Origin of the sequence: Fulvimarina thalattae (assembly GCF_040239565.1) — a bacterium.
Taxonomy (GTDB): domain Bacteria; phylum Pseudomonadota; class Alphaproteobacteria; order Rhizobiales; family Rhizobiaceae; genus Fulvimarina.
Genome location: NZ_JBEHWS010000003.1, coordinates 293647 through 318510, shown reverse-complemented (window position 1 = coordinate 318510; position 24864 = coordinate 293647). Strand labels below are relative to the sequence as shown.

Annotated in this window: 24 protein-coding genes; 12 read left to right on the top strand and 12 right to left on the bottom strand. The window is 61.5% G+C overall.

From position 1 onward, the window contains the following. The first annotated feature begins 128 nt into the window (after positions 1 to 128). Together ABRA89_RS06230 and ABRA89_RS06225 are read left to right on the top strand one after the other, a co-directional pair. Positions 129 to 1988, top strand: a complete 1860-nt coding sequence (locus ABRA89_RS06230) for a Do family serine endopeptidase (protein ID WP_349940580.1) — start codon at positions 129 to 131, stop codon at positions 1986 to 1988. Between the two features lie 200 nt (positions 1989 to 2188). Beyond that, positions 2189 to 3073, top strand: a complete 885-nt coding sequence (locus ABRA89_RS06225) for an SMP-30/gluconolactonase/LRE family protein (RefSeq protein WP_349940579.1) — start codon at positions 2189 to 2191, stop codon at positions 3071 to 3073. Between the two features lie 92 nt (positions 3074 to 3165). On the opposite strand, the gene ABRA89_RS06220 is transcribed toward ABRA89_RS06225, so the two are convergent. Then, positions 3166 to 4020 (bottom strand): MBL fold metallo-hydrolase, encoded by an 855-nt coding sequence (locus ABRA89_RS06220; protein ID WP_349940578.1) that lies wholly within the window; start codon positions 4018 to 4020, stop codon positions 3166 to 3168. A 259-nt stretch (positions 4021 to 4279) separates the two neighbouring features. On the opposite strand from ABRA89_RS06220, the gene ABRA89_RS06215 reads away from it, so the two are divergent. After that, the gene (locus ABRA89_RS06215; RefSeq protein ID WP_349940577.1) at positions 4280 to 4717 is read left to right on the top strand and encodes a BLUF domain-containing protein; all 438 of its coding nucleotides are present in this window, start codon (positions 4280 to 4282) and stop codon (positions 4715 to 4717) included. Between the two features lies 1 nt (position 4718). Continuing rightward, entirely contained in the window at positions 4719 to 5201 is a 483-nt protein-coding gene (locus tag ABRA89_RS06210; protein WP_349940576.1) for an OsmC family protein, read from the top strand. Here ABRA89_RS06210 and ABRA89_RS06205 read toward each other — a convergent pair whose 3' ends face one another. Beyond that, positions 5202 to 5708: a GFA family protein gene (locus ABRA89_RS06205; protein WP_349940575.1), complete on the bottom strand. Its 507-nt coding sequence runs from the start codon at positions 5706 to 5708 to the stop codon at positions 5202 to 5204. Positions 5709 to 5825: 117 nt separating this feature from the next. Between ABRA89_RS06205 and ABRA89_RS06200 the strand changes: the two genes are divergently transcribed. After that, complete coding sequence (locus ABRA89_RS06200; RefSeq protein ID WP_349940574.1) at positions 5826 to 6575, top strand: YebC/PmpR family DNA-binding transcriptional regulator; 750 nt, start codon at positions 5826 to 5828, stop codon at positions 6573 to 6575. Between the two features lie 76 nt (positions 6576 to 6651). On the opposite strand, the gene ABRA89_RS06195 is transcribed toward ABRA89_RS06200, so the two are convergent. Beyond that, a complete protein-coding gene (locus ABRA89_RS06195; protein WP_349940573.1) occupies positions 6652 to 7245 on the bottom strand; it encodes a Uma2 family endonuclease in 594 nt (197 codons plus the stop codon). Between the two features lie 195 nt (positions 7246 to 7440). Here ABRA89_RS06195 and ABRA89_RS20415 point away from each other — a divergent pair, with 195 nt between their 5' ends. Beyond that, the gene (locus ABRA89_RS20415) at positions 7441 to 7983 is read left to right on the top strand and encodes a cell wall hydrolase (RefSeq protein ID WP_463671256.1); all 543 of its coding nucleotides are present in this window, start codon (positions 7441 to 7443) and stop codon (positions 7981 to 7983) included. Here the strand turns inward: ABRA89_RS20415 and ABRA89_RS06185 are convergent. Beyond that, entirely contained in the window at positions 7936 to 9021 is a 1086-nt protein-coding gene (locus ABRA89_RS06185; protein WP_463671259.1) for a serine hydrolase domain-containing protein, read from the bottom strand. The two genes, ABRA89_RS20415 and ABRA89_RS06185, sit on opposite strands and share 48 nt — an antisense overlap. 168 nt (positions 9022 to 9189) lie before the next feature. Further along, a complete protein-coding gene (locus tag ABRA89_RS06180) occupies positions 9190 to 9522 on the bottom strand; it encodes a response regulator (RefSeq protein WP_349940571.1) in 333 nt (110 codons plus the stop codon). A 743-nt stretch (positions 9523 to 10265) separates the two neighbouring features. Here ABRA89_RS06180 and ABRA89_RS06175 point away from each other — a divergent pair. After that, the gene (locus tag ABRA89_RS06175) at positions 10266 to 10763 is read left to right on the top strand and encodes a hypothetical protein (RefSeq protein WP_349940570.1); all 498 of its coding nucleotides are present in this window, start codon (positions 10266 to 10268) and stop codon (positions 10761 to 10763) included. A gap of 47 nt (positions 10764 to 10810) precedes the next feature. On the opposite strand, the gene ABRA89_RS06170 is transcribed toward ABRA89_RS06175, so the two are convergent. The 4 genes from ABRA89_RS06170 to ABRA89_RS06155 form a co-directional block, all read right to left on the bottom strand. Further along, a complete protein-coding gene (locus tag ABRA89_RS06170; protein ID WP_349940569.1) occupies positions 10811 to 11122 on the bottom strand; it encodes a polyhydroxyalkanoic acid system family protein in 312 nt (103 codons plus the stop codon). Positions 11123 to 11260: 138 nt separating this feature from the next. Then, positions 11261 to 12628 (bottom strand): DEAD/DEAH box helicase, encoded by a 1368-nt coding sequence (locus tag ABRA89_RS06165; RefSeq protein ID WP_349940618.1) that lies wholly within the window; start codon positions 12626 to 12628, stop codon positions 11261 to 11263. Positions 12629 to 12882: 254 nt separating this feature from the next. Next, a complete protein-coding gene (locus ABRA89_RS06160; RefSeq protein ID WP_349940568.1) occupies positions 12883 to 14046 on the bottom strand; it encodes a D-alanyl-D-alanine carboxypeptidase family protein in 1164 nt (387 codons plus the stop codon). 177 nt (positions 14047 to 14223) lie between these two features. Continuing rightward, entirely contained in the window at positions 14224 to 15321 is a 1098-nt protein-coding gene (locus ABRA89_RS06155; protein WP_349940567.1) for a TraB/GumN family protein, read from the bottom strand. 347 nt (positions 15322 to 15668) lie between these two features. On the opposite strand from ABRA89_RS06155, the gene ABRA89_RS06150 reads away from it, so the two are divergent. From ABRA89_RS06150 to ABRA89_RS06135, 4 genes are all read left to right on the top strand, one after another. Further along, the gene (locus ABRA89_RS06150; RefSeq protein WP_349940566.1) at positions 15669 to 17192 is read left to right on the top strand and encodes a Do family serine endopeptidase; all 1524 of its coding nucleotides are present in this window, start codon (positions 15669 to 15671) and stop codon (positions 17190 to 17192) included. Positions 17193 to 17622: 430 nt separating this feature from the next. Next, positions 17623 to 18300 carry a response regulator transcription factor gene (locus ABRA89_RS06145; RefSeq protein ID WP_007068853.1) on the top strand — a complete coding sequence of 226 codons (678 nt, stop codon included), beginning with the start codon at positions 17623 to 17625 and terminating at the stop codon, positions 18298 to 18300. Between the two features lie 4 nt (positions 18301 to 18304). After that, complete coding sequence (locus ABRA89_RS06140) at positions 18305 to 19723, top strand: sensor histidine kinase (protein ID WP_349940617.1); 1419 nt, start codon at positions 18305 to 18307, stop codon at positions 19721 to 19723. Further along, on the top strand, positions 19704 to 22712 hold the full coding sequence (locus ABRA89_RS06135) for a bifunctional [glutamine synthetase] adenylyltransferase/[glutamine synthetase]-adenylyl-L-tyrosine phosphorylase (RefSeq protein ID WP_349940565.1): 3009 nt from the start codon (positions 19704 to 19706) through the stop codon (positions 22710 to 22712). Before ABRA89_RS06140 ends, ABRA89_RS06135 begins: the two co-directional genes overlap by 20 nt. Before the next feature lie 63 nt (positions 22713 to 22775). On the opposite strand, the gene ABRA89_RS06130 is transcribed toward ABRA89_RS06135, so the two are convergent. The 3 genes from ABRA89_RS06130 to ABRA89_RS06120 all read right to left on the bottom strand — a co-directional run bounded on the left by ABRA89_RS06130 (position 22776) and on the right by ABRA89_RS06120 (position 23980). After that, positions 22776 to 23090 carry a HigA family addiction module antitoxin gene (locus ABRA89_RS06130; protein ID WP_349940564.1) on the bottom strand — a complete coding sequence of 105 codons (315 nt, stop codon included), beginning with the start codon at positions 23088 to 23090 and terminating at the stop codon, positions 22776 to 22778. Positions 23091 to 23139: 49 nt separating this feature from the next. Next, positions 23140 to 23421, bottom strand: coding sequence for a type II toxin-antitoxin system RelE/ParE family toxin (locus ABRA89_RS06125; RefSeq protein WP_349940563.1), 282 nt, complete (start codon positions 23419 to 23421; stop codon positions 23140 to 23142). A gap of 136 nt (positions 23422 to 23557) precedes the next feature. Continuing rightward, positions 23558 to 23980, bottom strand: a complete 423-nt coding sequence (locus tag ABRA89_RS06120) for an NUDIX hydrolase (RefSeq protein WP_349940562.1) — start codon at positions 23978 to 23980, stop codon at positions 23558 to 23560. Between the two features lie 244 nt (positions 23981 to 24224). Between ABRA89_RS06120 and ABRA89_RS06115 the strand changes: the two genes are divergently transcribed. Then, positions 24225 to 24842, top strand: coding sequence for a LysE/ArgO family amino acid transporter (locus ABRA89_RS06115; protein ID WP_349940561.1), 618 nt, complete (start codon positions 24225 to 24227; stop codon positions 24840 to 24842). Positions 24843 to 24864: the final 22 nt, after the last annotated feature.

Sequence of the window (24864 nt, the reverse complement as noted above, 5' to 3'; positions counted from 1 at the left end):
GGAGCACTTCGCCCTACTTGCGCGATAAGGCCTGGGCGTGAAAGCTTGGGTTTGCGGCGCAGGGCGGCGCTCGATGCGCGCCCGAAGCCGATCCGGATGTCCGATGAATAGGGAAGAAGACCCTGCCGATGAATTCTCTCCTGCCGCGCCTCTTTCTCACGACCGCATTCATGGCGTCCTTCGCGGCCTGTCCGTCCTTTGCGCAGACGTCCGACGAAAACCAGGGCGTAGGGCAGAACGGTGCCATCGAACAAGGCATAACGGCACCGGACCCCCAGCCGGATGCGATTCCGGAAATTCCAGAGGCGCCCGCCGAAACACCTCCTGCCGATAGCCCGAACGAACGAGAGAATTCACCGGCGGCAGAGTCTGAGCCGTCTCCTGATCCAGCTCAAGACAATGCGCCGGCCGAAAATGCCGAGCCAGCACTGCCGAGTGATCCGGAGGCCGATGCCGAGGCGGCGGTTCCGGTATTGCCGGCTCCGCCTGTCGGAGAAAACGAGACGCCCGGTTCAGATGCCGAGGATGTCAGCCAGTCGACAGTTACGCCGCCCGCATCCCGTCAGGGTCCGGAATCGGTCTCGGAACTCGCCGAAAGCCTGCTCGATGCCGTGGTGAACATCTCTACAGCGCAGCGCGTCGAGCGGCCCGGTGGCGGCATCCCGCCGCTCGAAGCGCCCGAGGGTTCGCCGCTTCAGGACTTTTTCGACGATCTTCTGCGCGGCGACGACAATCCAAGCGGCCGTAGCGTTCAATCGCTTGGATCAGGCTTCGTCATCGATCCGTCGGGCGTCGTCGTTACCAATAACCACGTCATTCAGGACGCCGACGAGATCACCGTCAATTTCGCCGACGGTTCGCAACTCGAAGCCGAGCTTGTGGGACGAGATCCGAAGACGGATCTCGCGGTTCTCAAGGTCGAGTCGGACGAACCGCTTGCATCCGTTGCATTCGGCGACTCCGAAACGATCAAGATCGGCGATTGGGTGATGGCGATCGGCAATCCGTTCGGCCTCGGAGGCTCGGTGTCGCTCGGCATCGTCTCGGCGCGCGGCCGCAACATCAATGCCGGGCCCTACGACAATTTCATCCAGACCGACGCAGCCATCAACCGGGGCAATTCCGGCGGCCCGCTGTTCGACATGAACGGCAATGTCGTCGGCATCAACACGGCTATCATCTCGCCGACCGGCGGCTCGATCGGCATCGGCTTCTCGATTCCGGCCAATCTCGCGGTCAACGTGGTCAATCAGCTGCGGGAGTTTGGGGAAACCCGGCGCGGCTGGCTCGGCATCCGTCTGTCGGCAGTCACGGACGATATTGCCAGCGGTCTTGGAATTGGCGAGGCACGGGGCGCGGTCGTCGTCGGTACGATCGACGGCGGGCCTTCGATGGACGTTCTCAAGGCCGGCGACGTGATCACTTCGTTCGACGGCAAGGCGGTCGAGTCCTCCCGCGATCTTCCCCGCATCGTGGCGGAAACGCCCGTCGGCAAGGAGGTCGAGGTCGAAATCCTCCGCAAGACGTCTCGGGAAGCCGATGCCGAACCGATGACGGTGACCGTCACACTCGGCCGGCTGGAGGACGGCGAACGGCTGATCGCGGAAGGGCCTGGCGAAGACGATGCAGAGGCTGCCGAGGAGAGCTCGGGGGAACAGGGCGAAGAGGGTGAGGATCAAAGCAATGCCGTCGAGCCGATCCTCGGTCTGACGCTCAGCGAGATTAGCGAGGACGCCCGCTCCGAGTTCGATCTGCCCAATGATGCCGAAGGCGTCCTTATCGAGGATGTTGCCGCAGGTTCAAACGCGGCCGAAAAAGGCATCGAAGCCGGTATGCTCATCCGCGAAGTGGCGCAGGAAAGCGTCTCGTCCGTTGAGGATGTCGAGGAGAAGCTCAGCGAATTGCGCGAGGAAGGTCGCCGGAACGCCCTGATGCTGATCGCCGAACCGAACGGCGATCTGCGCTTCATCGTTCTGCCGCTAGACTGAATGTGCTTCAGCACATTTTCTGGGACTTCAGTTTGCCCATGGTGACGGCAAGGATTTCGTACGCTGCCAACTGAGACCTGCTGGCCAATCCTGACCTGGACCCAGCACGAAACCGGCGTCGAAAGGCGCCGGTTTTTTCGTGCGTCGGCGGCGCGTCGCCTCTATTCTCGGTTTCGAAATTACGAGGAGGAGAAAATCCTATGACGGAAGACGCGCCGGTTCGGATCGTCGACGATCGCAACCTGGAGCTCGGGGAGGGGCCAAGCTACGATCCCCTGACGGACAAGGCCCACTGGTTCGATATCCTCGGCAAGACGCTTTACGAGATGGATTGCGCGAGCGAAGCGGTCACGGCTCATAAGATGCCCCGTATGGCGAGCGAGATCGCCGGTATCGATTCTGAACGCCAACTCGTCGCGATGGAAGACGGTCTTTATTTCCGCGACCGCAAGAGCGGCGACCTAGAACTGCACCGTCCGCTCGAAGCCGATAACCCGGACACGCGGTCGAACGATGGTGGTATCCACCCGGCAGGCGCGCTGTGGATCGGCACGATGAGCAAGCACGGCGCACGGGAGGCCGGCGCGATCTATCATTATCGCGCGGGTGTGGTGACGCGGCTTTATGAGAAGATTTCGATTCCCAACGGCATCTGCTTTTCCGCCGATGGCGCGACCGGCTATTTCTGCGACACCGTCGTCAACCGGCTGATGCGCGTTGCGCTGGACCCGGAGACCGGGCTGCCGGCCGGTGAGCCGGAGGTCTTTTTCGATCAGACCGGCGGGAAGGGCGTTCTCGACGGCGCGTCCGTCGATGAGGACGGTAATCTCTGGATCGCCTGCTGGGGCGGCGGTGGCGTCATCGTCCTTTCGCCGGAGGGCGCGGTAAGCCGCAGTCTCGATGTGCCGACACGTCAGCCGACATGCACTGCATTCATCGGGCGGGAGGCCGATCGCCTTCTCGTCACCACGGCCTGGGAGCACATGGCACCGGAGCGCCGGGCGATCGACAAAGAGGCGGGAATGACGTTCGTCCTTGAGCCCGGCACGCGCGGGCGCCACGCGCCTCCCGTCATGATCGTCTGAATTCGAAGGCTCTCGTGGGTGTTCCAGCAATCGGTCTCGTAGCGCAGCCGTTTTGAAAAATGTCCAGGGGCTTCGTTGGAGGTGAGCGGCATTCAAACCCCCGCCAGCACGATGACCGTGGGCTGACGCGGCAGCGTCGCGGGAGAGATTGTCAGACTGCGTTCCGCGCGCCGTTCCACGGCGAACTCCGGCATCTCGTCCAGAAACCGTTCGATCGGCCCACGAAAGCGGTGCATCGGCAGGACGATGGAGGAGCGCAGCCGGTCGGCGATCTCGCCCATGCCGCGCTGGCTCATGGTAAGGCCGCCATCGACCGGCACCATGAGGATGTCCAGCCGGCCGATCGCCGAGAAATCCTCGTCCGTCAGTTGGTGATGAAGATGGCCGAGATGGCCGATGCAGAGCCCTCCGGTCTCGAATATGAAGATTGAATTCCCGTCGGGTTCCATGCCGCCGAAAGCGCGAATATCCGTCGGCACATTCCGCACATAGACATCGTCTTCGACCAGCCGGTGGCGCGCCGGTCCGCCCGCCGGGTTCCAGCCGGGCAGAACATTCGGGATCGCTGGATCTGGAAAATTGGTGAAATGGCTGCCATGGGCCTTGTTCATGGTGACGATGTCCGGCACGAATTCGCCGGAATAGCCCGAATAGTCGGTTGCGATGGTCACCCCGTTCGGCGTCTCGATGACATAGGTCGAATGTGTGATGTAGGTGATCGTCGTCTCACCGATGGGTGGGCGGCTGTCGAACAGGCCCCGGCTCTGCCCTTCGATCTGGGCAAAGGTCGCGTCGGGCACGAGGCCTGCAATGGCACGGCATTGGCTCGGCGGTTCTTCCAGCGACTGTTGCTCTGCCTCGCTCTGGGCGAACGCATGCGACAGGCCAATGCCCGGTGGGGCCAGAATGGCGAGGATTGCTGTGAGGCGGACGGTGGACGTCTTCATGGCGAGCGCTCGCGAAGGTTCAGCTACGGTCGGAGCGGCGTTCGCCAGGGGCAGGGCGGCCAATGACTGACGGCGCTTCACCAAGCTTGACGAAATCCGAAGCGATTGAAACCTTTGCGCGCTTCAAAGTCGCGTTATTTTCAAACCTATGGAAGGCGCTCCGCGTTCTTCGAAACCTTGGTTCGTAAGGGCCCCGTCGCATGCGGGTCGGCCGATTGCCGCACCCGTATCGGCCATCTGGACAAGATTGGAGCGCGGCATGCCGATCCACCGGATAGCGTATTACTCAACGCCGCAGCCGACGCTGACCAGTGAGGATCTGGAGGCCATTCTCAAGGTCGCGCGGTCGCGAAACGCCGAATTGAAGATTTCCGGCGTCCTGATGCACGTCTTCGGGCAGTTCATCCAGTTGCTGGAGGGGCCGGCCTCGTCGATCGAGACAGTGATGGAGGCGATCGTGCGCGACAAGCGCCATTCCGACATCCATATTTTTCTCAAGCAGTCTGGCTCGACGCGCAGTTTCGAGCGCTGGGCGATGTGGTCGGACTATGTCGGCGGTGATCTGACGGACGATGAAGCGAAGGAGCGTGATGTGCTACAGCAGGCTGCCCTGAAGGCGCTTGCCGAGATGAACAGGGAAGCTGCCATCCGTGATGGTGCGGGGGCGGCTGCGAACGCGACCTCCGCAGGAGATTGAGGTGGTAACATCCAGTGCGGTGATCGAATGGCAGCGCAGCGACGCCGGATTTCTGGAGCGTCGGTATTCGCGTGCTCACGAATGGCGATTCGACGGAGGCGTCGTGGTGCCTGCTTCGAGTTCGCCCGAGATCGTTCCTTCGCCCTATTCCAATCGCGCCAATGTCGATCCAGAGGAGGCGTTTGTAGCGTCTCTCGCGAGCTGTCACATGCTCTGGTTTCTGGAACTGGCTGCACGCGCTGGTGTTCGCGTCGATCGCTATACCGACGAGGCTTCCTGCCTTCTCGAAACTCGGCAGGACAAGACCCAGTGGATCAGCCGCGTGGTGCTGCGCCCGCACACGATCCTCGACGCATCGACGGGCTTTTCGCAGTCTGATCTCGATGCGCTTCACGAGAAAGCGCATCACGCCTGCTTCCTGGCCAATTCGGTGAAATGCGAGATTATAACGGAAGCGACGTTCGAGCTCGCTGGAGACGAATAGTCAATCGATCCGTGTGCCACCGGCCTTCAGCATCTCGCGCCAGCGTTCCCTCATCGCGGCGGACTTGTCCTCTGGTTGCCTGGCATAGGCGAGTTCGTCCTCGCGGATGACGACATAAGGCTGCTTGGACGATACCCAGATATGGCCTGCCGGGATGAGCCAGGAAGTATCGTCCAGCGTTCCCGCCTTGATGTTGAGGCGGCCCGGGTCGTTCTCGGATCGGTGCTGGATGCGAACACCGCACTCAGGGCAGAAATCGCCGAACCGTTTCGTGCCACTTTCCGACATCCGTGAGATCGTCTTCAACTCGCCCGATACGGTCACCTTCGCGGGATCGCATCGAAGGCTCATGCCGAAAGCGCTCGACGTGTGACGTTGGCATTCCGTGCAGTGACACAGGTAGAAAGCCTGCGGAACGGCGTTGATCTCGTAGCGCACCGCGCCGCAGGAGCAGCCGCCTGTCAGCGGCAGATTGGGCATGGTCACAGGCTTTATCGGGTTTGCCAACAGGCTGTCCTCTTCGTCATTTAGCGAGACGCCACACCGCCGGGTTATGGACGTGCCGCTTCAGATTTTTTATATGACGGGCACTTTCAGACATTCCAGCCTTATGACGGGGTCCCGATGGCCGGCCATTCACAGTTCAAGAACATCATGCACCGCAAGGGCCGGCAGGATGCCGTCCGCTCCAAGATGTTCTCCAAGCTCGCACGCGAGATCACCGTTGCGGCAAAGTCCGGCCTACCCGACCCCGATATGAATCCGCGCTTGCGCCTTGCCGTGAACAACGCCAAGGCCCAGTCCATGCCAAAGGACAATATCGAGCGGGCGATCAAGAAGGCCTCCGGCGGAGACTCGGAAAACTACGAAGAGGTTCGCTACGAGGGCTACGGTCCGGCTGGCGTCGCCGTCATCGTCGAGGCGCTGACGGACAACCGCAATCGCACCGCCTCGAACGTCCGCTCTTATTTCACCAAGTCCGGCGGTTCGCTCGGTGAGACCGGTTCGGTCGCCTTCATGTTCGATCATGTCGGCGAAATCGTCTATCCGGCCTCGGTCGGCGAGCCGGATGCCGTGCTCGAAGCAGCGATCCTGGCCGGTGGCGACGATGTAATCTCCGACGAGGAGAACCACGTCATCATCACGGCCTTCGAGGACATCAACGACGTCTCGAAAGCGCTGGAAGAGTCTCTTGGTGAAGCGATGAGCGTCAAGGCGATCTGGCGCCCGCAGACCAACGCGCCGGTCGATGAGGAAAAGGCCCAGAGCGTGATGCGCCTCATCGACAATCTCGACGACGACGACGACGTTCAGAACGTATACGCCAATTACGAGGTCGATGACGAGACCATGGCAAAGCTCTCGGCGGCTTGAGGGGGATTGTTCTATCCCGTGTGCACATGCCGGGGGTCAGGTGATCCCGGCATGCTTGCCTAGCAGATATCGGTGGCTACCAATTGGTGGGTTTGTCCGCGACGCCCGACCCCCGATAAATATCGGACAGGGATAATTCGCAGCCGATTTCCGGAAGCGCGATCATCGCGTCCAGTGTTTCGACGATCTCCGATCGCCATTCCGCCCCACCGCGCCGCCAGACGATGACTTCTGCGCTTTGCGAAGCCACGAGAAGAACCACTTGGATGTGCTCGTTGGTCTTGTATTCCTCGACCTTTCGGAACCGGTCGAAGTTCATGGTCGAAGGCGAGAGCACCTCAACGATGACGCGAGGTTCCTCGGTCTGCATGGACTCGTCTGAACCCGACGTGCAGTCAATCGTCACATCCGGTCTGCGCACATTGCCATTCGGATTGAGGACCGTCATGTCCGCCGTGTGCGGCTCACAGGGCCCGCCGACCAGTTTGTTTCCGAGGACCCTCAGAATGTTGACAGTGATCGTGTCGTGCCGTCGCGAGGCACCCGTCATCGCCTTGGGCGCGAGAACTGCTATCCCGTCGACCAGTTCATAGTTGCGGTCCTGCTCGCGCTGCCATTCGAAGAATTCGTCCGGCGTCATCCGATGAGGTGTATCGCGCGCTTCGCTCATGTACGTCTCCGGTTTCACTTCCAAGGATATCGCGGTTTTAGGGTCCGCGCCATTGGTGAGCCGAACAGTCGGCGAGATGGACAAACTCATCGAAAAATCAGCTCCTGCAAGCGGTTAACCATTCCTTTCAACGGTTGATTCATTGCGACATGTCATCTTCGGCGGATGTTGTTTTTTCGTTCGAGGAGCGCCGCTATGCGCATCCCAGTCAAGACCTCCGCCGCGCTGCTGACGCTTCTTGTCATGTCGGGTTGCGCGTCCTTCGCGCCGCGCATGAGTGCGCAGGAGTGCATGGCGCGGGCGATGTACTTCGAGTCCAACCGGTCGAGTGAGGAGGGCATGGTGGCGGTCGGAACCGTCGTCATGAACCGTGTCGAATCGCGCGAATTTCCGGACACCGTCTGCGGTGTCGTCGGCCAGAAAAACCAGTTTGCACCGGGTGTTCTCACGAAGCGGATGGAAAAAGGGCGCGATCTCGCCTTTGCGACCGCCGATAAGGTTCTGAACGGCACGCGCCATGGCTGGGTCGGAGAACGCGCGATGTTCTTCCACACCGCCGGCTACAGCTTCCCGTATCGGAACATGCACTATGTGGCGATACTCGGCGGCAACTCGTTCTACGAGAAACGCCGGGATGCCTGGATGACGCAGGACATGGTGGCCGAGCGCCAGCGCGAAGCGCGCAACCGATCACAGGATGGGTTCTTCAGCTTCCTCGACCCGTTCGACCTCTTCTGATCCGCTGGCACGTTCGCGCACGGCGGGGATGATCTCCTCGCCGAGTAGCCTGTGCAGGTCACGCACATAGCCCGAACCGCCCGACGGGCGGGTCTCGTCGGAGGTTATTGCGACGGTCAGGTCGAGTTCCGGCACGACATAGATCATCTGTCCGCCATAGCCCCAGCCATAGGCGACTTCTTCACCGCCGAAATCGTCGATGAACCAGCCATAGCCATAGCGGCCATCGTGCCAGCGAGAGGTCGTTCTTGCAGTCCAGGAGGTTTCGATCCAGCCTTGCGGGATCACCTGTTCGCCATCCGCGGTTAGGCCTTCATTGCGATAGAGTTCGCCGAAGGCGAGCAACGATCTTGGCGTCATCGCCATCTGGTTGCCGCCGAGATAGATCCCCTGCGGATCCCGTTCCCAACTGGTGATCTGAACGCCTGCCGGCCCGAGCCAGTCATTGGCGAGATCGAGCGTCGATCGGCCGCTCTCGCGTGTCAGGATTGCTGAAAGGAGATGGGTCGAGCCGGTGGAATAGAGCATCCGGCCGCCCGGATCGGTTTCGAATGGTCGCGAAAGGGCATTTTTCACCCAGTCCCGGCTTGCGATCCATTCGCCGTAATTACCGCCGGAAGTTCGTTCCAGCCCCGCCTGCATAGACAACAGGTTGCCGATCGTGATGTCGAAGATGCGCGGATCGGGATTGGTCGGCAGCTTGTCTTCCAGAAGCGGCGCGATCGGCTGATCCGGCCCTTCGAGAATACCTTTCTCGATCGCGATGCCGACAAGTGCCGAGATGATCGATTTTGAGGCGGATTTGATATTCTCCGGTCGATCCGGCGAATGGCCGGAGAAGCCTTCCGCAACCAAAGTCTCGCCGTCGACGGCGATGAGGAGCGTTTCGATCGTCTCGAAGCTTTCGGCCCGTTCTATGGCCGGTTCGAAGTCGGGGCCTTGGGGCGTTCCGGTTTGCGCGTAGGCAGACGAAACGAGCGCCAGTCCAAGAAACGATGCTGCGGACAGGGTGATAATGTGTTGGATGCGGCTTGCCATCCCAGGATAATGGGGATCAGCAAAGATCGATGAAAGATGATCACTGCTCAATGACGCAGACCTGATCGACAGCGCCGCTGAAACGCGACAGTCGAATGAACATGAAAAGCGCCGCAATGTTTCCCGGAAACATGCGGCGCTGGATTATGTCCGTGCTTGCAGGCAAGATCAGGGTAGAATTGCCTGAATCTGAGAAAGCTCGAACGGCTTTTTCACGTGCGGCACCCTGCTATACTGTGCTGGCAGCCTGTCGACCGCGCTCGATACGAAACAGAACGGCACGTCCGCACGCGCAAGTTTGCGAGCGATTGGCAGCGATGTTTCATGATCGCCTTCGAGACGCACGTCCAGAAGTGCGAAATCCACGTCGCCTTCGCCAAGATATTCTTCAGCCTCGGCCACTGTGTGGGCGAGACACACTTCAGCGCCGCATTTTTCGCGAACTGTATCCTCGAGATCGAGGGCGATCAGAGGCTCATCTTCCAAGATCAGAATACGCATCTGTCCGGCTCCCTTCATTTCAAGGTCAATGGTTGGTTGGCGAACAAGTTGCGTTTCATTCGGAATATTTTTAGCGAATGTCGAAAAACAACGTTTGCACTACCGGATAAAAGTCGATCATAGGCCGGCACAATTTGGTCGCAATCTGCCAGCCGAATGTCTTTTCCATTTCAGCAATTTGCCTGGATAGGCCTTGGTGAGGCCGCATGATTGTCAAGCTTATGACGCTGCGTAATATCGACCTGAAAGCCGAGCCTTGTCCGCTCGCTCGATGGCCTGGGCTGCGCCGGTAAAACGAAGGCCGATTTCGTCACGCACCTTCCACACGACCGCCGCGGGACGCAGAGTGTCTTCGCCTTCGTCGTAAAAATACAATGTCGCGGGGACCTGTCCGTTCCCGAAGCGGCGAACGCGTGCGCCACTGTCGGAAAGATCGATCGCCGATCCGTCTTCCAAGAAGCGCTTGCCGCGGGTCACGAGCTTGATCGGCCGCAGCCGCGTGCGGCGTCGTCGCTGAATTCTCCTCTCGATTGTGGGCCGAACGGGTGACGGTACTGGCATGCCGTCGAGCCTAAGCCAGGCATGGTGAAACAAGCGTTAAGCGCGCCGAGTCACCCAGGCAGAATCACAAAGCTTGCGGGAACCTTTCCTTAAAGCAAGCCGTGGCATTGTCCGTCTCACGGCGATACCGGGGCGTTCTTCCGGGATTGCTGGAATGCGGCAACGAAAGTCCCGAGTAACCCATGAGTACGACAGATCGCGCGTTTTTTGCGAATGCCGACCAGAATGCCCCCGCCAAGCGTATCGACGAGAGCGGATCGGACCGAGTAGTCCGGATCATTTCCCTCAGCGTCTTTTCGTTTTCGGTTGCCTTCTTCTCGATCGTTTCGACGATTTCCTACATCGATCCCGATTTCTTCGAGCGTATGCTGATCGCTGATATCGAGAGAGTGTCGCTCGATCCCATGATGGTCGGATCGACGTCGAAGTCGACTGACGACATTCAGGTCGATGCGATGCCGGCCCAGCGTGTGGTGCGCCGGCACGAACTTCAGCCGCAGGATTTCGCCATCGTCATGGTTTTCGGTGAGGAGGCGCATCTTGCCTCGCCCGGCGAACTTTGGCGGGTCAAGCCCGGCATGATCGTACCGGGCCTCGGCAAGGTTCTCTCCATCGAGGAGACCGAGAACGGCGGCACGATCAAGACCGAAAAAGCGGTGCTGACGGGTATGCCCCGGTAGTCACGCTCCGGTCGACGGGCATCCCGGAGCGATGCCCGTCTGCGCCGTCATTTCTTTTCCAGAAGGACCTGACCTTCCTTGCGTAGGCGGCCTTTGAGTTTCTCGGCGATCGAGGCGAGTATCATCGGCAGATCGACTTCGACGTGAACATGCTCGTCGAGAATTTCGAGCCGTCCGGTCACCGACTGGCCCATGACACGCGCCCGAAAGTCGAGATGGTCGCCGGTCCAGGTGTCCTCGAACTTCACCATCCCGCCCATCATGTCCTGGCGTAGCTTGGCAAAGCCCTCGTCGATCCGCTGACGGGCGCCCGCGCGCCCGAGCTTGTGCGGGATGTCGACCTTGATCGTTTCGGCCATCAATCTCTCCGTTGAATGTCTTTGCAGCAGATATGGCGATTGCGGAGCTCTGCCGCAATCGAAGTGCCGATCCCGGACAAACGAAAGCCGGCCCTGAAGGACCGGCTCGCATGTTCTCTGATTGTCGGATCGACGGGATCAGGCGTTCGCTGCTGAACGGTCGCCGGACCGACGGCTGCGCCGCGGCTTGCCGGAGGGGCGTTGCGACGACCGGTTGGCATTGTCGCCCCCACCAGCGTTCTGGCGCTTGGCACCGGCACCCGGCCGACCACCATTGCCGTTCTTGCCGCGGTTGCGAGGACGGCCGTTGTGCGGCGGCCGGTTGCGCGGTCCACGGCTCTTGCCGTCGTCCCCATCGGCTTCGCCGGCTGGAACATTCACGGCGTATTCCGTCGCCTGCGGCGTCAGGTCTATGCCGGTCAGCTTGACGATCTGCTTGAGCTTCGCCCGCTCGCTTGGATCGACGAGCGCGATCGCCTGACCGGAACGTCCGGCACGCGCTGTGCGGCCGATGCGGTGGACGTAGCTTTCGGGTTCTTCCGGCAGATCGAAGTTCACCACATGGCTGATATCATCCACGTGGATGCCGCGGGCGACGATATCGGTCGCGACGAGCACATCGATCTCACCATCCTGAAAGGCGCCAAGCGCCTTCTGGCGGGCCGACTGGCTCTTGTTGCCGTGGATCGCGAGCGCCTGGATGCCGGCCTTTTCGAGATCCGAGGTCAGGCGGTTCGCGCCATGCTTGGTGCGCGTGAAGACCACGATCCGGCCGGTCTCGTTCTTGGAGACGAAATCGATCAGCCAGTGCTTCTTGGCCTTTTGCGGTACGGAGAAGACGCTCTGGGCGATCTTTTCCACCGTGACCACTTCCGGCGTCACCGACACCTTCTGAGGATTGGTCAGGATCTTCTTGGAAAGGTCCTCGATGGGCCTCGGCATGGTCGCGGAAAACAGCATGGACTGCCGTTCGGCGGGACATTTACCGACGATCTTCATCACGTCGCGAACGAAGCCCATGTCGAGCATCCGATCGGCTTCGTCGAGGATCAGGTGCCGTGTCTCACGGAGATCGATCGCCCGTTGCTCCATCAGATCGAGGAGGCGGCCCGGCGTTGCGATAAGAATGTCGACACCGCGGGCCAACGCCTGAATCTGCGGACGCGCAGAGACGCCGCCGAATATAACGCTATGCGAAATCGGCGTACCTTCGGAAAGATCGGCGATGGTTTCAGCGATCTGGACCGCCAGCTCGCGGGTCGGCGAGAGGATGAGGGCCTTGGCCGTGCGGGTCGTCGGTTTGCCGCCAGCCGTCATCAGATGATGCAGAACGGGCAGGGCGAACGCGGCGGTCTTGCCGGTGCCGGTCTGGGCAATGCCCAGCATGTCCCGCCCGTTCAAAGCGTGCGGGATCGCCCGCTCCTGAATCGGAGTCGGGTTTGTGAGTTCAAGGCGCGCCAAAGCGCGCGTCAGGGGCTCGGCGAGGCCGAACCCGTCAAATGTCATAGAGGTCAATGAGATGCCTTGAAGTGGTGCGGCCATATGATCAGGCCGCTATAAGCCCGGTCCGCCTTCGCGCAGAGAAGGGAAACGGAGGGCCGTGCCGAAAGCTTTGAGCCGCCTTTATGGGACGATGCAGACTTCCGAGGCGCGAGCCGATCTTGTCGAACTTTGAGTTCGGGCTTCGGCGGGCGCTGCGCTTTCACGGCGCGATGACGCTCATATCGGCGTTTCGCGCCTCGCGGTCAAGCCCGCCTCTCTTATTGTGTTTCCGAAGACTGCCAGGTGAAGTGGTCGGCGATCGAGCCGAAGACGCGGGAAAAGAAGCCTGACCGTTCCACGGCTTCAGCAGCCTGAAGCGGGATTTCGCGGATCGTCTCGTCGCCGCGCTTGATCTGAAGCCAGCCGAGCCTCTGACCCTCTGCAACCGGCGCTTCGACCGGGCCGTTGTCGACCACCACGCGTTCGGCATCGCTGAGACTTCCTGTCGGCACCAGAAGGGAGACCCGCTCCGGGGAGCGCAGTGCGACCTCTTCGAGTTCTCCGCCGCGGACGGGGACCGTCGCGACCGTCTCGCCTTCCTCAGCAAGCGTAACCTCTTCGAAGTCCTGAAGGCCGAACTCCATCATCCGCCGCGACTCGCGGGCTCGTTCGTTGGCCGAGCCCATCCGCGAGAGCGCAAAGACGATCCGCCTACCGTCGGCTTCCGCCGATGCGACGAGACCGTAGCCGGCGGCCTGGGTATGGCCGGTCTTGAGACCATCGGCGCCGAAGTCGAGAAGCGGGTTTCGGTTGTTCTGTGTGATGCCGTTGTATTCGAAGGAATCCTCGGAGAAGGTCGGATATTCCTCGGGATATTCGCGGATCAGATGCTCGGCGAGCGTGACGAGGTCGCGCATCGTGACATGGCTGTCGGGATGGGGCAGGCCGGAGGAATTGCCGAAGCGCGAATGGATAAGACCGATCTCCTTGGCCCGCTGGTTCATCTGCTCGGCAAAGGCATCGACGGAGCCTGCCATGCCTTCCGCGATCACGATCGTCGCATCGTTGCCGGACTGGATGATGATGCCCTTGATCAGATCTTCGACACTCACCTCACCGCCCAGCGGCAGGAACATGGTGGAGCCGCCGGAATTCGCCCCGCCCGTGCGCCATGCGTTCTCTGAGACCTCGAAGGTCTGATCGCGGGTGATCGTCCCTTTTTCGAGCTCGTTGAAAACGACGGCGATGGTCATCAGCTTGGCGAGCGAGGCCGGTTCGATCTCCAGATCGGCGTTCTTCTCGAACAGGACCCGTCCGGTCGAGAAGTCCTTCATGAAGGCGGTCGGCGCCGAGGTTTCGAACGCGGCCGCCAGGTGCGGCGCGGCAAGGAGAAACGAAACGGCGCAGAGGACCAGCCAGAACCGGCGCGCATATGGGATCATTCTCGGTGCCTCAATTCATTCAATCCGGCCGTTGGCGCAAACGGATAAACTGCCGTTCCGGCTTCCTGCCGACGTCAGGTAAGAGCCCCGTCGGCAGAATAAATCCTTTTCGTTCAATCGCGAAACGTCAGAAGGCGCTCGCTGACATTCTGAGGCACTTGCTTGAAGACGTGTGGCCTATTCGCCCCGGTCGAGCCGGGTCACCGTCCAGCCCTTCTCGCGCAGACCGTTCACGATGCCCGTCTCGCCGATAAGGTGCAGCGAGCCGACGGCGATGAAGCTGTTACCGTCTTCGAGCATGGGGATCATCCGCTCCGTCATCAGAAGGTTGCGCTTGTCCAGAATGGCGTCTTCGAAGGCGGCGAAGGCCGCATTGCCACCGACTAAGGACTCGGCATCCGGAAACAGCGCCTGGAGCGTCGGCATGATGGCGCCGACCTCTTCGTCCTCGTAGAGGCCCACCATCGTTTCCATCATGTCGTTGACGGCGTCGATATATTCCATCGCCGCAACCAGCTGCACGATCTGTGTATCGAGCGGCATGGAGGCCAGAACGGAGAGCTGCTCCTCGACCGTTTCGAGACCAAGCACCTCCTGGCCATTGGCCATGGCGCGCTTTGCAATACTCGGGTCGAGCGCCGCCGCCGGGTCTTCCTGAGGCAGTGCGGCGCAATCGGGCATCGACATGCTGACGCTGATGAACCAAGGCTGCATCTTGTTCATCGTCGAAATCGGAATGGATCGCTTCGCAAGAGCCTCCGAGACGGTCTCGTAGTCGTCTTCCGAGAGGATGGTCTTGAGCGTCTTGTCCTCCGGAAGCATCATGATGTCCGACATCGAGAACATGATTCCCGCCATCGCCGTCGGATCGGCGATCTCCGCAAGTTCCAGAACGGTCCGGTCGGCGTTGTCCACAGCCTCCGCGACATTCTCTGGAAGCGCGACGACGCGCGGATCGGGCAGATGGATCGTGCCGAGAAGATGAGAGGGCTCGACACCCTCCTTCTCGATTTTCCAGAACAGGCCTTCGCCGGCGATCGTTTGGTCCGTCCTTTCGGCGATCCTCTCTTTCTGCTCCGACGAAAGCGTCGTCCTCAAATCCTTTCCGCAGGAGGCGAGCGTCGTTTCGGGCGGAAAGTCCTGATCCTGGGCGGCCGCCGGCCCGATAAGAGCGCCGAGCAGCATGAGAGCGATGATGACGAGGGGCAGGCTCAGGGCTATGCCATAGAGCCTGTCGCAGATGGCATCGGCTTTGGCGATGAGCGCATTGCGCATTTCAATCTCGCTTCTGTCGCGATTTTCGTGGTCGTCTTCGCGTTCTAGGCCAAAGGTTTAAAGCTTTGTTTGACCGATCCATGGCGCTGGCGGAGACCGCCAGACACGCGCGGACATCCTTTCGAAAAGGTTGAGGTTTCGCGCGTGTGAACTTGGCGAACGCACCGTCATCAGAAGCTTTGCGGTCGGCGCAAGCTGGCGCGAACCTCGTGCCGAACCGGAGCTTACGAAAGTTTCACCCGCTCGAAAACGCGCAGTAATCTTGCCGCTGGCATGTTGCGAGGCATCGACGGGGATTGCGCAACGCAGCCCCGCCACGGATTTCGAACACGATCATTGGAGTTCCGATGCGCACCGAGACACCCTCCCAGCCCAAGCGCAACAAGTTTCTTGCAGCCATTCTCGCGGCCGGCGTTGCCGGTGGCGCCCTGTCCGCCGGCGTTCTGTCGAACACCCCCGCCGTCTATGCCGAACCGGTCAAGGTCGAGGCCCCGCAGCAGAGCTTCGGTTTCGCCGACGTCGTATCGAAGGTCTCTCCGGCTGTCGTTTCGGTGCGGGTGACCCAGTCTGCCGAGCCGGCTGCCGATTTCGGCGGCATGGCGAGCCCCTTTGACAATCTTCCAGAAGATCATCCGCTGCGCCGCTTCTTCGGTGCGCCGGATGGCAACCAGATGCCGCGTGGCCTCGACCCGCGTTCGCGCCGGGATCGTCCTTCTATCGGCCAGGGATCGGGCTTCTTCATCTCCGAAGACGGCTATGTCGTGACGAACAACCACGTGGTCGACAACGGCGCGAACTACACGGTCGTGATGGACGATGGGTCGGAATACGACGCCAAGCTGATAGGCACCGACGAGCGCACCGACCTTGCCCTCCTTAAGGTCGATGCGAAGAACACCAAGTTCACCTATGTCGAGTTCGGCGATGACAACGCGGTGCGTGTCGGCGACTGGGTGGTCGCGGTCGGTAACCCGTTCGGTCTCGGCGGTTCGGTTACGGCCGGCATCATCTCGGCGCGCGGCCGCGACATCGGCGCGGGTCCCTATGACGACTTCCTCCAGATCGACGCGGCGGTGAACCGCGGCAACTCCGGCGGCCCGGCCTTCGGCCTCGACGGCAAGGTCATCGGCGTCAACACCGCGATCTTCTCTCCATCCGGCGGCAATGTCGGCATCGCCTTCGCGATTCCGGCGAGCGTTGCGAAGGACGTCGTCCGCTCGTTGCGTGAGAACGGCTCGGTCGAGCGTGGCTGGCTCGGCGTCCAGATCGGTGAGGTCTCCGACGATATCGCCGAGGCTCTCGGACTTTCGGATGCGCAAGGCGCGATCGTCACCCTGCCCGATAACGAAACGCCGGCCTCCAAGGCTGGTATCGAGACCGGCGACGTCATCACCGGCGTCAACGGCGAGACTGTCGAAAGCCCGCGTGAACTCGCGCGGATGATCGCGAACTACAGCCCCGGTGCCGATGTCGAGATCACCGTCTTCCGGGACGGCAGCAGCGAAACGATCGATGTCACGCTCGGCAACCTGAACTCGCTCGACGAGGCTGCTTCGCTCGACGCTCCGCGCGGACAGGGCTCTCCGGTCGATCCGTCCTCGCTCTCGGGCTACGGCATGACTGTGACCCCGTCTGAAGATGGTGAGGGCGTCGTCGTCACCGATGTCGATCCGGATTCCTCTGCCGCCGAGAAGGGCTTCGAGCCCGGCGATACGATCGTCGCTGTCAACGGCTCGGACGTAACGTCCCAGAGTGAGGTAAGTGCGGCGATCGAGGCGGCTTCGAAGAACGGCCGCCGCGCCGCGCTGTTCCAGCTGCGCAACGCCGACGGTCAGAACCGCTTCGTTGCACTTCCGATCGAGAAGAGCTGAGGCACACCAAGATAGCGAGCGGGCCCGCGGGCTCCTCGCACTTATCGCGCTTCGTCCTCTCCGCGCGAACAGCGAACGCCAGGCAGAACTGGCGTTCGCATCTCATTTCGGTTCGACCGCCACATCCCCACAGGCTCGGCGCGGCCTGCGACGCTCGAACCGTTAGCGCTTCGAAGGGGCTTGGAGACTGCGTATCTTGTCTTCCGTTTTCGAAGCGCGGGCGGCGGCGCGTGACGCCTCCAGGATTTGCGTAGCCGCGCCGCCGCCACCCCTGACATCCGAAAGACGAACCGGAAGGAACTCTGGTCGATCCGGGGTTGGAAAAAGCATGTATGGACATCATCCTATAGGGAACCCGAAGGAAGCGCTTCGCGAAGGCATGAAACCGACGGTTTCCGACCCGCGAGAATCAGGACGAAGCGACGGCGCAATGCGCATTTTGATCATTGAAGACGACCGTGAGACCGCCTCCTACCTGACGAAGGCACTGAAGGAGGCCGGCCATGTCGCCGATCATGCCGGTGACGGCGAGACCGGCCTCAACATGGCCGAGGGGCGCGATTACGATCTTCTCATCGTCGATCGGATGCTGCCGAAGCGCGACGGCCTTTCCGTTATCGCCGATCTAAGGAAGAGCGGCACGCACACGCCGGCGCTGATCCTCTCCGCGCTCGGTCAGGTCGACGACCGCGTCGAAGGCCTGAAGGCCGGCGGCGACGACTATCTGACCAAGCCCTATGCGATGTCCGAGCTTCTCGCGCGCGCCGAGGTTCTCGGCCGGCGCCGGGCGACCGGCGAGGTCGAGACCAGCTATCAGGTCGGCGATCTGGAACTCGATCGCCTGTCCCACGAAGTGCGCCGCGCCGGAAAGCCGATCATCCTCCAGCCGCGCGAATTCCGCTTGCTCGAATATCTCATGAAGCATGCCGGTCAGGTCGTCACGCGGACGATGCTTCTTGAAAACGTCTGGGACTATCACTTCGACCCGCAGACCAATGTGATCGACGTTCACATCTCGCGCCTGCGCTCGAAGATCGAACGCGAGTTCGACGGGCCGCTTCTGCACACCGTCCGCGGCTCCGGCTATATCATGCGCGCCGGCGGCTGACGGCATCGTGCGCCGCCTCAAGGCCCTTTTAAAGATGACGGCGGTGCGTCTCTCCGCCGTCTATTTCCTCATCTTCGCCTTCGGCGCCGCCGGCCTCGTCTTCTACGTCACCAACACTGCCAGCGACATCATAGAGACCCAGGCCCGCAGCGGCATCGAGGAGGAGAAGGCGGAACTCGCCCAGATCTACCGGGTGACCGGCATTGTCGGCCTCGTTAGGTCGATCGATCGGCGCGCGCGCCAGCCGGGTGCGGGCCTTTACCTCGCGACCGATGCGACTGGCCGGATCATCGCCGGCAATGTGGAAAGCATCCAGGCGGGCGTGCTCGACGAAGCCGGTTCGACACCCGATGCCTTCGGCTATTCGCGCTATGGCGAGACCGGCGTGTACCACAAGGCGATCGCCGACGTCGTCTCGCTGCCGAACGGCATGCGGGTCCTTGTCGGCCGCGACCAGAGCGACGCACTTCGTTTCAGGGAGGTCGTTCGGTCCGCGCTCATCCTCGCGCTCGCGGCAATGGGCGCGCTGGCGCTGATCGCCTGGTTCATCATCGGCCGCCGGGCGCTTCGCCGCCTCGACCGCATGTCGGCAGCGTCGAGCCGCATTCTTGCCGGCGATCTTGGCGAACGGCTTCCGGTTCTCGGCGCCGGCGACGAATTCGATCGGCTATCGGAGAACCTCAACACGCTGCTTGCCCGTATCGCGCTTCTTCAGGAAGGCTTGAAGCAGGTCTCCGACAACATCGCGCACGATCTGAAGACACCGCTTGCGCGCCTGCGGTCAAAGGCGGAAGCGGCGCAGGCCGCCGCGAAATCCGATGAAACGAAGGACAATCTCGACAGCATCATCGGCGACGCCGACCAGATGATCCGCACCTTCGATGCGCTTCTTATGATTTCGCGGGTGGAGGCGGGCTCCCATCCGATCCAGAAGGCGAAGGTCGATCTCAACGCTATCGCAGGCGATGTGACCGAGCTCTACGAACCGCTCGCGGAAGAGGCGGGTGCGGAGCTGCATTTCAAGTCCGAAGGACCGGTCGAGATCGAGGCGAGCCGGGAGCTTGTCGCGCAGGGTATCTCCAATCTTGTCGACAACGCGCTCAAATACGGTCGCTCGCTGGACGGTACGACGAAGGTGACGATCGCAATTGAGGAAACCTCGCACGCCGCTCGCATCTGCGTCTCAGATAACGGCGCCGGCATCCCGGAGGACAAGCGCGCCCGCGTCCTTGAGCGTTTTTACCGGCTCGACGAAAGCCGGACGATGCCGGGCTCCGGTCTCGGTCTTTCCCTCGTTCAGGCGATTGCGGGCGTCCATGGCGGGCGTCTGAGGCTTGAGGATGCGGCGCCGGGTCTTAAAGTCGTTCTGGAACTGCCAAAACAGGCCAAGGACGGCGCGGGACATGACGACAGCGACACCTGACAGCCCGGACGTGAAGTCGCTGAAGATCGGCGGTGACCGTTGCCCGCGAATTCTTAGGCCCGCAGATGGCGACCGCGACTGGCTGGCGGAACTCGGTGAAGCAGCCAATAACGCCGGGCTCGGGTATCTGGCGGAATTCTGCGCATCCGGCTCCGACGACGCCGAGCGGCTGCACGCCGTGATGGCCCTCTCGCCCTATCTTCGCGCCTCGATCCTCTGGCGTCCGGCGATCCTCGACCGCCTGATGACCGAAGAAGCGGGCTCCAGCTTTGACGCCCTGATCGCCGACCTCGACGCGCTTCCCGAGCCCGACATGGGAGAGAGCGCCATCATGAAGCGGCTGCGCGAGATCAAGCGCGAGGCCGCTCTGCTTCTGGCTCTTTGCGATCTCTTCGGTGCCTCATCTCCCGCCGAGACCACCGAGGCGCTTTCGAAACTTGCGGAGGGTTCGATCCGCGCGGCTCTGCGCTTCTGCCTGCGCGAGGCGCACAAGGGGGGCAAGCTCAGGCTGCCGAACCCGGAACAGCCCGAAGACGGATCGAGCGTTTTCATCCTGGCCATGGGAAAGCTCGGAGCGCGCGAGCTCAACTATTCGAGTGATATCGATCTCATAGTCTTCTTCGACGACGACCTCGAAATTGCAGCCGACCCGATGGAAGCGGTCGGCACCTTCTCCAAGATCGTCCGCCGCATCGTGCGCCTCCTCAACGAGCGTACTGGAGACGGCTATGTCTTCCGCACCGATCTGCGCCTGCGTCCTGATCCGGGTGCGATGCCGCTCGCGATCAGCACCGATATGGGCATGACCTACTACGAGGGCTCGGGCCGCAACTGGGAACGCGCGGCGATGATCAAGGCGCGGGCGATCGCTGGCGACCTGAAGGTCGGCAAAGCCTTCCTCGCCGAGCTCGCCCCCTTTGTCTGGCGCAAATATCTCGACTTCGCCGCGATCGCCGACATTCAGGACATGAAGACCCGCATCGATCGCCATCGCGGATTCGGCGAGATCACCATTCCCGGCCACAACGTGAAGCTCGGCCGTGGCGGCATTCGCGAGGTCGAGTTCTTCGTTCAGACACAGCAGCTGATCGCGGGCGGGCGAAGCCCGGCGCTCAGAACCCGCCGTACCGATGAGGCGCTGTCGCTTCTTGCGAAATACGAATGGCTGACTGGTAGCGAAGAGGTCAAGCTCCTCGAAGCCTACTGGTTCCTGCGCCGGGTCGAGCACGTCATCCAGATGATCGATGACGAGCAGACCCACGAACTGCCCGAGAACGAAGACGGCCTGGCTTCGATCGCAGGCCTTCTAGGCTTTCAAAGCTTCGAAGACTTCGAGCGCGAACTGCTCGACACCCTTCGCTTCGTCGACCAGCAGTTCAATGATCTCTTCAACGAAGGTCGTTCACGAGAGAAAGGCGGGGGTGGCGAGCCCGAAGCGGTGCTGCGTCTCCTCGTCAACGAAGCGGATCCGGAAGGGCTCGGCGCTCTGGAGTCCATGGGCTTCAAGCGTCCAGAAGATGTCGCGCGGGTCGTGCGGTCATGGAATTACGGACGCTACCGAGCGACCCGCACCGAGAAGGCCCGCGAGCGCCTGTCCGATGTCCTGCCTGCGCTCCTCAAGGCCTTCGCCGATGCGCCCGATCCGGACGGCACGGTCGCCGCCTTCGATGGCTTTCTCGCCGGGCTTCCCTCGGGAATCCAATTCTTCTCGCTAATTGCCTCGAACCCGAAAACCCTCGACCTTCTCCTGCTTATCCTCACGGCCGCTCCAGCGATGCGCGCAACGCTTGCCCAACGCCCGCATGTCTTCGACGCGCTGCTCGACCCGGCCTTCTTCGACGAGGTGCCCGACCGTGATCTGATGAAGGCGCGCCTCGACGGTTTTCTCGAAGATGCCGACGGCTATGAGGACATTCTTGCCCGTCTGCGTATCTTCGCCTCCGAACAGCGCTTTCTGGTGGGCGCGCGTATGCTCTCCGGTGTCGTCGATCTGGCGGAAGCCGGCCCGGCCTTCTCCAACATAGCCGATGTGGTCCTGAACGCGCTTTTGATCGCGGTGGTCGAGGAGTTCTTCCGCACCCACGGCCGCGTCGCCGGTATGCGGCTCGCGCTTCTCGGCATGGGCCGGCTTGGCAGCCGCGAGTTGACTGCCTCATCAGATGTCGACCTCATCCTCCTCTACGATCACGACGAGGACGCCGAGAAATCGGATGGCGGGCGCCCGCTGATGCTTCAGGTCTATTTCACCCGGCTCACCCAGCGCCTCATCGCAGCATTGACCTCTCCGATGCGCGAAGGCACGCTCTACGACGTGGATTTCCGTCTTCGGCCCTCCGGCAATGCCGGGCCGCTGGCGACCCGCCTCGCGGCCTTCCGAAAATATCAGGAGAAAGACGCCTGGACCTGGGAACGCATGGCGTTGACTCGGGCGCGTACGATCGCCGGCGACGGCGAGATGCAGAAATTCGTAATGGAGATGATTGCCGAACTGCTGTCGCGGGAGACCGATCCAGCGGCCGTGACGGACGATGTCGTCAGTATGCGCGGCCGGATCGGGCGCGAAAAACCAGCTCGTGGCGCGCTCGACCTGAAACTCCGACCGGGCGGTCTGGTCGATCTGGAATTCATCGCCCAATGGGCTCAACTGGCGGGCCGCACCGAAGCTATTCCCGGGCGAGAAACGGCCGATGTTCTGGCTGCTTTCGAAAGCGAGCACGGAGTGGGCGACGGAATTACCCTCGCCGACGCCATGCAGCAATTATCCTCGGTCACTCAGCTCGCACGGCTTGCGCCTGCCGATACCAACGATATCGAAGCTCTCCCCTCGCGTCTCATCGACCGCATTGCCCAGGCCCTCGATGTCGATGGACCGACGGAGATCGCCGACGCTCTCGACCGGATCACAGCTGAGGTGAGGGAAAGGTTCGTCGCGCTCCTCGGCAATCCAGACGCGGCCAAAGCGGATGGAGAAAAAACGTCGAGCGGTTGAGGCTCGTGCACGACAGAATGGTATCGAACCGCTCAACAAATCCGTGCTGAGGAGCTGGAAACTTCAGGCGGCCTCATTTGCCTCGTCCGAAATGGGCTCGATATTGGCAAGCACATCGGCAAGCGCGGCTGCCTGGGTTTCCAGTTCGAATGCCTGCTGGAAATTCATCCAGAACTGTGGCGTTGTGTTGAAGAAGCGTGCGAGGCGCAAGGCAGTGTCCGGCGTCAGACCAATTTGTTCCTTGGCGATGCGTTCGATCCGCGTCCTCGGTACGCCGAGCTTTTTCGCAAGAGCTCCGGCGCTCATCTCCAGCGGAACCAGGTACTCCTCCCGCAGATATTCGCCCGGATGGATCGGTCGCGAAAATCTAAGTGTCATTGGGCGTTTCCTTTGAGTTCTGGGAAAACGACGGATTTGTTTTTGCCGCCTAGTGGTAATCAACGATCTCGACGTCTTCGGGCCCTGCATCTGTCCATCTGAAGCAAATCCGCCATTGATCGTTGATACGGATGGAATGCTGGCCATCCCTGTCACCCGAAAGCTTCTCCAGTCTGTTTCCCGGTGGTGACCTCAGATCTTTGAGGTCGACGGCATTGTCGACAGCGCGAAGGCGTCTTTCGGCCCGAGCCACGAGGTCGGCCGGAAATCCCTTTGGGCATCGGCCCGCAGCGACGAACTGGACCTCCTTTCCTTTGAACGAAACGATCATCCTGGGCCGCGATCTGTATCAATCAGGGATACAAATAGGGGATTTCGAAAAAAGTATCAATCGATGATACAAAGTTGCCGGGCGTTTCTTCGCCCAGGGGCTCTGCCCAGCTTCCAACGGTCACAGGTCAAACCTCTTAGCCCAGAACGTTATCCAGCTTGCCTAACAGTGAGCGCAGGTCCTTTTCGTCGACGCTCTTCGCCGCTTCCTTGAAGGCGAACCATTCGCGGCGGCGCTGGTCGTGCTCCGGCCATTTGTCGAGGAGGTCCTCCACCGGCATCGGAAACACGTGGACGCGGCACGGCGTGCGCTTCTTGCGGCTTTCGATCTTGTCGTAGTCGTAGGTGCCGATCGGCTTCTTCGCGGTCTTGCCGACGACGCCGGCTTCCTCGTAAGCCTCGATCTCGGCGGCCCGGCGCAGCTGCTTGCCCGGCATCGGCCAGCCCTTGGGCAGCACCCAGCGGCCGGTATCGCGCGAGGTCACGAGGAGAACCTCCAGCGCGCCTTCGGGAGACCGGCGGTAGGGCAGGGCTGCTATCTGTCTCCGGCGTTTGGGCATGATTCGACTGGGATCGGTCCGGGTGAGAAAAATTGTCGGGAAATGACGACGCTGAAAACCGGCCCCGCCACGGCGAGGCGATAGTGGAACAAAACGGCGCGGTTAAGGCGGAATCAATCCTTTCTTCCAAGAACTTATAATCGCGGAACGCTTTCCCGAGGGTGGCGAACCGGTGGCGATGTTCGAACCTTGCGGTTAGAAGCGCCACAACGAATCTTCCGGCATCTTCATCGGATCTCTCCGCTTGCTTCCCAGTTTGTCAGCCGCGCTTATCGGTTTCATGACGGCCTTCAGCCTGATCCTTGCGATTGGGGCGCAGAATGCCTTCGTGCTGCGCCAGGGCCTGCGCGGCGAGCACGTCCTGCCGATCGTGCTGACCTGCGCCGCAGCGGATGCGGCCCTGATCACCCTTGGCGTCACGAGCTTCACGGCGGTTTCGCGCATTCTGCCGAGCGTGGAAATCTACATGCGCTGGTTCGGTGCGGCCTTCCTCGTCTGGTACGGGGCGACGCGACTTTGGGCGGCCTATCGCGGCGGTGAGCAGGCGATGAAGGCCGAGGGAGACACGACGTCGAGCCTGAAGACCGCAATCCTTGCCTGCCTCGCCTTCACCTTCCTCAATCCGCATGTCTATCTCGACACGGTGATTTTGTTGGGATCGATCGCGAGCCAATTCGAGGGTCGTGCGTTCTTCTTCGGTCTCGGTGCGGTGACGAGCTCCTTCGTGTTCTTCTTCTCGCTCGGATATGGCGCGCGTCTGCTGCGCCCGCTCTTCGTCAAACCGGCGGCATGGCGGGTTCTCGATGGCGTTATCGGACTGACCATGCTCGCGATCGCTTTCGCGCTCGTCGCGAGCCCTTGAAGCTTTTCTAGAAGGAATAACC

Bases quoted from the DNA above. Each gene is read 5' to 3' on its own strand.
- ABRA89_RS06145 (WP_007068853.1), top strand. From the start codon at position 17,623: ATGCGCATTTTGATCATTGAAGACGACCGTGAGACCGCCTCCTACCTG.
- ABRA89_RS06195 (WP_349940573.1), bottom strand. From the start codon at position 7,245: ATGAGCGAAGCGCGCGATACACCTCATCGGATGACGCCGGACGAATTC.
- ABRA89_RS06220 (WP_349940578.1), bottom strand. From the start codon at position 4,020: ATGAAGACGTCCACCGTCCGCCTCACAGCAATCCTCGCCATTCTGGCC.
- ABRA89_RS06160 (WP_349940568.1), bottom strand. From the start codon at position 14,046: ATGATCCCATATGCGCGCCGGTTCTGGCTGGTCCTCTGCGCCGTTTCG.
- ABRA89_RS20415 (WP_463671256.1), top strand. From the start codon at position 7,441: ATGCGCATCCCAGTCAAGACCTCCGCCGCGCTGCTGACGCTTCTTGTC.
- ABRA89_RS06225 (WP_349940579.1), top strand. From the start codon at position 2,189: ATGACGGAAGACGCGCCGGTTCGGATCGTCGACGATCGCAACCTGGAG.
- ABRA89_RS06185 (WP_463671259.1), bottom strand. From the start codon at position 9,021: ATGGCAAGCCGCATCCAACACATTATCACCCTGTCCGCAGCATCGTTT.
- ABRA89_RS06125 (WP_349940563.1), bottom strand. From the start codon at position 23,421: ATGATCGTTTCGTTCAAAGGAAAGGAGGTCCAGTTCGTCGCTGCGGGC.
- ABRA89_RS06175 (WP_349940570.1), top strand. From the start codon at position 10,266: ATGAGTACGACAGATCGCGCGTTTTTTGCGAATGCCGACCAGAATGCC.
- ABRA89_RS06165 (WP_349940618.1), bottom strand. From the start codon at position 12,628: ATGACATTTGACGGGTTCGGCCTCGCCGAGCCCCTGACGCGCGCTTTG.
- ABRA89_RS06130 (WP_349940564.1), bottom strand. From the start codon at position 23,090: ATGACACTTAGATTTTCGCGACCGATCCATCCGGGCGAATATCTGCGG.
- ABRA89_RS06215 (WP_349940577.1), top strand. From the start codon at position 4,280: ATGCCGATCCACCGGATAGCGTATTACTCAACGCCGCAGCCGACGCTG.
- ABRA89_RS06135 (WP_349940565.1), top strand. From the start codon at position 19,704: ATGACGACAGCGACACCTGACAGCCCGGACGTGAAGTCGCTGAAGATC.
- ABRA89_RS06170 (WP_349940569.1), bottom strand. From the start codon at position 11,122: ATGGCCGAAACGATCAAGGTCGACATCCCGCACAAGCTCGGGCGCGCG.
- ABRA89_RS06230 (WP_349940580.1), top strand. From the start codon at position 129: ATGAATTCTCTCCTGCCGCGCCTCTTTCTCACGACCGCATTCATGGCG.
- ABRA89_RS06120 (WP_349940562.1), bottom strand. From the start codon at position 23,980: ATGCCCAAACGCCGGAGACAGATAGCAGCCCTGCCCTACCGCCGGTCT.
- ABRA89_RS06155 (WP_349940567.1), bottom strand. From the start codon at position 15,321: ATGCGCAATGCGCTCATCGCCAAAGCCGATGCCATCTGCGACAGGCTC.
- ABRA89_RS06150 (WP_349940566.1), top strand. From the start codon at position 15,669: ATGCGCACCGAGACACCCTCCCAGCCCAAGCGCAACAAGTTTCTTGCA.
- ABRA89_RS06200 (WP_349940574.1), top strand. From the start codon at position 5,826: ATGGCCGGCCATTCACAGTTCAAGAACATCATGCACCGCAAGGGCCGG.
- ABRA89_RS06180 (WP_349940571.1), bottom strand. From the start codon at position 9,522: ATGCGTATTCTGATCTTGGAAGATGAGCCTCTGATCGCCCTCGATCTC.